We start from the raw sequence: 4,419 nt of genomic DNA, 5'->3' as shown, positions 1-4,419 counted from the left end.
GTGCCGGGCCCATGCCCATGATGCGCGGCGCCACGCCCGCGGTCGCCATGCCCAGCACGCGGGCGCGCGGCGTCAGGCCGTGGCGCGCCGCGGCCGCCTCGCTCGCCAGCAGCAGCGCGCAGGCGCCGTCGTTGACGCCCGAGGCATTGCCGGCCGTCACCGTGCCGTCGGGCCGCACCACGCCCTTCAGCTTCGCGAGTGCGTCGAGCGAGGTCTCGCGCGGGTGCTCGTCCTGCTTCACGACGAGCGCCTCGTCCTTCTTCTGCGCGATCGTCACCGGCGTGATCTCGGCGTCGAAGAAGCCGGCCTGCTGCGCCGCGACCGCCTTCAGCTGCGACGCCAGCGCCATCCGGTCCTGCGCGTCGCGCCCGATGCCGAAATCGGCGGCCACGTTCTCCGCCGTCTCGGGCATCGAATCGACGCCGTGCATCTCCTTCATCAGCTTGTTGACGAAGCGCCAGCCGATCGTCGTGTCGTGGATCGCGGTGCTGCGGCTGAACGCGCTCTCGGCCTTCGGCATCACGAACGGCGCGCGGCTCATGCTCTCGACGCCGCCGGCGATCATCAGGCCGGCCTCGCCGCTGCGGATCGCGCGCGCCGCGCTGCCCACCGCGTCCATCCCCGAGCCGCACAGCCGGTTGATCGTCATGCCCGGCACGCCGATCGGCAGGCCGGCCAGCAGCGCCGACATGCGCGCCACGTTGCGGTTGTCCTCGCCGGCCTGGTTCGCGCAGCCGAACAGCACATCGTCGACAGCCTCCCAGTCGACACGCGTGTTGCGAGCGATCAGCGCCTTCAGCGGGATCGCGCCGAGGTCGTCGGTGCGCACCGACGACAGCGCACCGCCGTAGCGGCCGAAAGGCGTGCGAATGGCATCGCAGATGAAGGCATCATTCATGGCGGATTCTTTCAGGCGATCAGCGGCAGGCCGCTCAACCGCTGCAGTTCATCGAAGGGCAGGCCGTTGAAAGTCTCCACCACCTTCAGCCCGGCCGCCGTCACGTCGATGACAGCCAGGTCGGTGTAGATGCGGCTCACGCAGGCCACGCCGGTCAGCGGGTAGCTGCACTCGGCGACGATCTTGCTCTCGCCGGACTTGGTCAGGTGCTCCATCATCACGAAGGTCTTCTTCGCGCCGATCGCCAGGTCCATCGCGCCACCGACCGCGGGGATCGCGTCGGGCGCACCGGTGTGCCAGTTCGCCAGGTCGCCGCGCGCGGACACCTGGAACGCGCCGAGCACGCAGATGTCGAGGTGGCCGCCGCGCATCATCGCGAAGCTGTCGGCATGGTGGAAGAACGCGCCGCCGGCCAGCAGCGTCACCGGCTGCTTGCCGGCATTGATCAGGTCGAAATCCTCGTCGCCCGCCGCCGGCGCCGGGCCCATGCCGAGCAGGCCGTTCTCGCTGTGCAAAAAGATCTCGCGCTCGCGCGGCAGGTGGTTGGCCACCAGTGTCGGCAGGCCGATGCCGAGGTTCACGTACGCGCCCTCGGGGATGTCGCGGGCGACGCGGGCGGCCATCTGGTCGCGGTTCAGGCCACGGACACTCATGCGGCGCTCCTCGCGAAACCGGCCGGCCCGGTGGCGCTGCGCGGCACCTGGACCACGCGTTGCACGAAGATCCCCGGCGTCACGATGTGCTCCGGGTCGAGCTCGCCGAGCGCCACCACCTCGTGCACCGATGCGATGCTCAGCTTCGCCGCCATCGCCATGATCGGCCCGAAGTTGCGCGCGGTCTTGCGGTAGACCAGGTTGCCCCAGCGGTCGCCGCGCTCGGCCTTGATCAGCGCCACGTCGGCATGGATCGGTGACTCGAGCACATACATGCGGCCGTCGATCTCGCGCGTTTCCTTGCCGCGCGCCAGCTCGGTGCCGTAGCCGGTCGGCGTGAAGAAGCCGCCGATGCCGGCACCGGCCGCGCGGATGCGCTCGGCCAGGTTGCCTTGCGGCACCAGTTCCAGCTCGATGCGCCCGCTGCGGTACAGCCCGTCGAACACCTGCGAATCGACCTGGCGCGGAAAGCTGCAGATGATCTTGCGCACCCGCCCGGTTGCGAGCAGCGCCGCCAGGCCCGTCTCGCCGTTGCCGGCGTTGTTGTTGACGATGGTCAGGTCGCGCGCGCCTTGCGCGATCAGCGCATCGATCAGCTCGCCCGGCTGGCCGGCGCCGCCGAAGCCGCCGATCATCACCGTCGCGCCGTCGGGCACACCGGCCAGCGCGTCCTGCACCGAATCGCAGAGCTTGTTGATCATGCTGTTCCTCACGCAGACCCAGTTCGTCAAAAAGTTCTTTTGACGAACTGGGGTTCTGTATGGGAACAGTGTAAGCCGAGTCAGGCTGCTTTCGCGAGCTCGTCCATCGCGTACACGCGGCCGAAGCGGTTGGCCAGGAAGTCGGCCAGCCGCACGTCCTCCTGCCGCACGAAGCCTTGCTGCGGCAGCTGGCCGTTCGCCAGCATGTCGAGGATCGCGCACAGGCTGCTCGCCGTGGTGATCTGGATCGCGCTGCGCAGCTTGCCGGCCAGCACGTGCGCATAGGTCTTGCGCGCATAGGTGTTCTGCACGAGGCGCCCGTCCTTCATGCCGGAGACGGTGACGAACACGATCACCACGTCCTGCATCGTCGTCGGCACGGCCTGTTCGAGGATGTCCTTCAGCACGTCGCGCCGGTCCTTCAGCCGCAGGTCGTGCAGCAGCGCCTTCATGATCGCGGCGTGGCCCGGGTAGCGGATCGTGCGGTAGTTCAGCGTGCGCACCTTGCCGGCCAGCGTCTCGCACAGCGTGCCGAGCCCGCCCGAGGTGTTGAAGGCCTCGTAAAGCACGCCGTCGAGCGAGAACTCCTCGCGCTCCTCGAGCGCCGGCACCTCGCGCACGACGCCGTCGACGATCGCCTCGCAGGGTTCGCAGTACTCGTTGATGACGCCTTCGGTGCTCCAGGTCAGGTTGTAGTTCAGCGCGTTGCTCGGGTAGGCCGGCAAGGCGCCGACGCGCATGCGCACGCTGTCGAGCGTGTCGAAGCCGCTCGCCAGGTCGGCAGCGACGATCGAGATGAAGCCGGGGGCCAGCCCGCACTGCGGGATGAAGGCGGTGCTGGCGCCCACCGCCAGTTCGCGGATGCGCCGGGTGCTGGCCACGTCTTCCGTGAGGTCCAGGTAGTGCACGCCGGTGTCGCGTGCGGCCTGCGCGACCTTGGCCGTCAGGTGGTAGGGCGCCGCACTCAGCACCGCGAAGCGGCCGCGCAGCGCGGAGCGCAGCTGCTGGGCATCGTTCACGTCCAGCACCAGGGTCGACAGCCCCGGGGTGCCGGCCATCTCGGTCGCGATCTCGGCCAGCTGGGGCGCCGAGCGGTCGGCCACCGTCACGGTGTAGCGCTCGCCACCGGTCGCAGAGGCCAGCAGGGCCCCCACCACGGGGCCGATCTTGCCGCCGCCGATCACCAGGATGTCTTTCATTGCCGCCTCGCATGCTGTAGGGAATGACGGCGATTGTCGGGAGTGCGAGGTCAAAAGGCAGCTTGAAATTCAACGAAACGACGGGCACATTCCGGCATATTGCCGAGATACTCCGACGAAATGCACAAGACCATCCTCGACAAGACCGACCACGCGCTGCTCGCGCTGCTGCGCGAGAACGCGCGCGCCTCCACCGCCGAGCTGGCGCGGCGCCTCGCCTTGTCGCGCACCACGGTGCAGAGCCGGCTGGAGCGGCTGGAGCGCCAGCGCGTCGTCGCCGGCTACACGATCGTGGTGCCCGATGAGCTCGAGGCCGCGCTGGTCCGCGCCCACGTGCTGATCACGGTGGCGCCGCGCCAGAGCGCCGCGATCGAGGCGGCGCTGCGCAAGATCGCCGAGGTGCGCGTGCTGCACTCGGTCAGCGGCCCGTTCGACCTGATCGCGATCGTCGCGGCGCAGTCGATCGGCGAGCTCGATGCGCTGATCGACCGCATCGGCGCGCTCGAAGGCGTCGAGCGCACCACGTCGGCGATCGTGTTGTCGACGCGAATAGAGCGGTAAAAGTCACGGACGACAGTCCGCCGCCCCCAATTCCTGTCAGAGTTAGCAGGTGTGAGGAAGGGTGTCCCTCGGGATAATGAACTTCAAGTCGAGGCACCCGCGGCCGAAAAGCTCGCAAGCGCGTTCCTCGGCGCAAAACCTGGTCTCCGGCCGCCCCGCCATTCGCATGAAAGAAGCCATCTCCCCATTGGTCATCGATGTCCAGGAACTGCGCGTCGGGATGTTCGTTCATCTCGACGTGGGGTGGATGGCGCACCCGTTCCCGCTCAGCAGCTTCAAGCTGACGACGCCGGACCAGATCGCGACGATCCGCAGCCTCGGGCTGCCGCGCGTGCGCTGGAGCCCGGACAAGAGCGACCCGCCGCCGGCCGCCACGCCACTGGGCGAGTCGCCGGCCGCGCAGGCAC

Annotated in this window: 6 protein-coding genes; 2 read left to right on the top strand and 4 right to left on the bottom strand. The window is 68.9% G+C overall.

Going from position 1 to position 4,419, the window contains the following annotated elements; translation table 11 throughout:
* The 4 genes from AC1D1T_RS30355 to AC1D1T_RS30340 form a co-directional block, all read right to left on the bottom strand.
* Positions 1-898: acetyl-CoA C-acyltransferase (locus AC1D1T_RS30355; RefSeq protein ID WP_477993150.1), on the bottom strand; the 898-nt coding region annotated here is incomplete at its 3' end.
* Between the two features lie 11 nt (positions 899-909).
* Positions 910-1,551, bottom strand: coding sequence for a 3-oxoacid CoA-transferase subunit B (locus tag AC1D1T_RS30350; RefSeq protein ID WP_047510273.1), 642 nt, complete (start codon positions 1,549-1,551; stop codon positions 910-912).
* Positions 1,548-2,252 (bottom strand): 3-oxoacid CoA-transferase subunit A, encoded by a 705-nt coding sequence (locus AC1D1T_RS30345; protein WP_047510271.1) that lies wholly within the window; start codon positions 2,250-2,252, stop codon positions 1,548-1,550. The genes AC1D1T_RS30350 and AC1D1T_RS30345 overlap by 4 nt, the downstream gene beginning before the upstream one ends.
* 80 nt (positions 2,253-2,332) lie before the next feature.
* Positions 2,333-3,451 carry a saccharopine dehydrogenase family protein gene (locus tag AC1D1T_RS30340; protein WP_477828146.1) on the bottom strand — a complete coding sequence of 373 codons (1,119 nt, stop codon included), beginning with the start codon at positions 3,449-3,451 and terminating at the stop codon, positions 2,333-2,335.
* A gap of 120 nt (positions 3,452-3,571) precedes the next feature.
* Here AC1D1T_RS30340 and AC1D1T_RS30335 point away from each other — a divergent pair, with 120 nt between their 5' ends.
* Positions 3,572-4,012: an Lrp/AsnC family transcriptional regulator gene (locus tag AC1D1T_RS30335; protein ID WP_047510267.1), complete on the top strand. Its 441-nt coding sequence runs from the start codon at positions 3,572-3,574 to the stop codon at positions 4,010-4,012.
* A 166-nt stretch (positions 4,013-4,178) separates the two neighbouring features.
* A partial coding sequence (locus AC1D1T_RS30330; protein WP_477993149.1) for a DUF3391 domain-containing protein occupies positions 4,179-4,419 on the top strand: 241 nt, incomplete at its 3' end.

The sequence above is a fragment of the Rhizobacter sp. P2_H3 genome (assembly GCF_056403355.1).
Note: the sequence above shows the minus strand (reverse complement) of the source record. Positions and strands in the feature narration are given on the sequence as shown.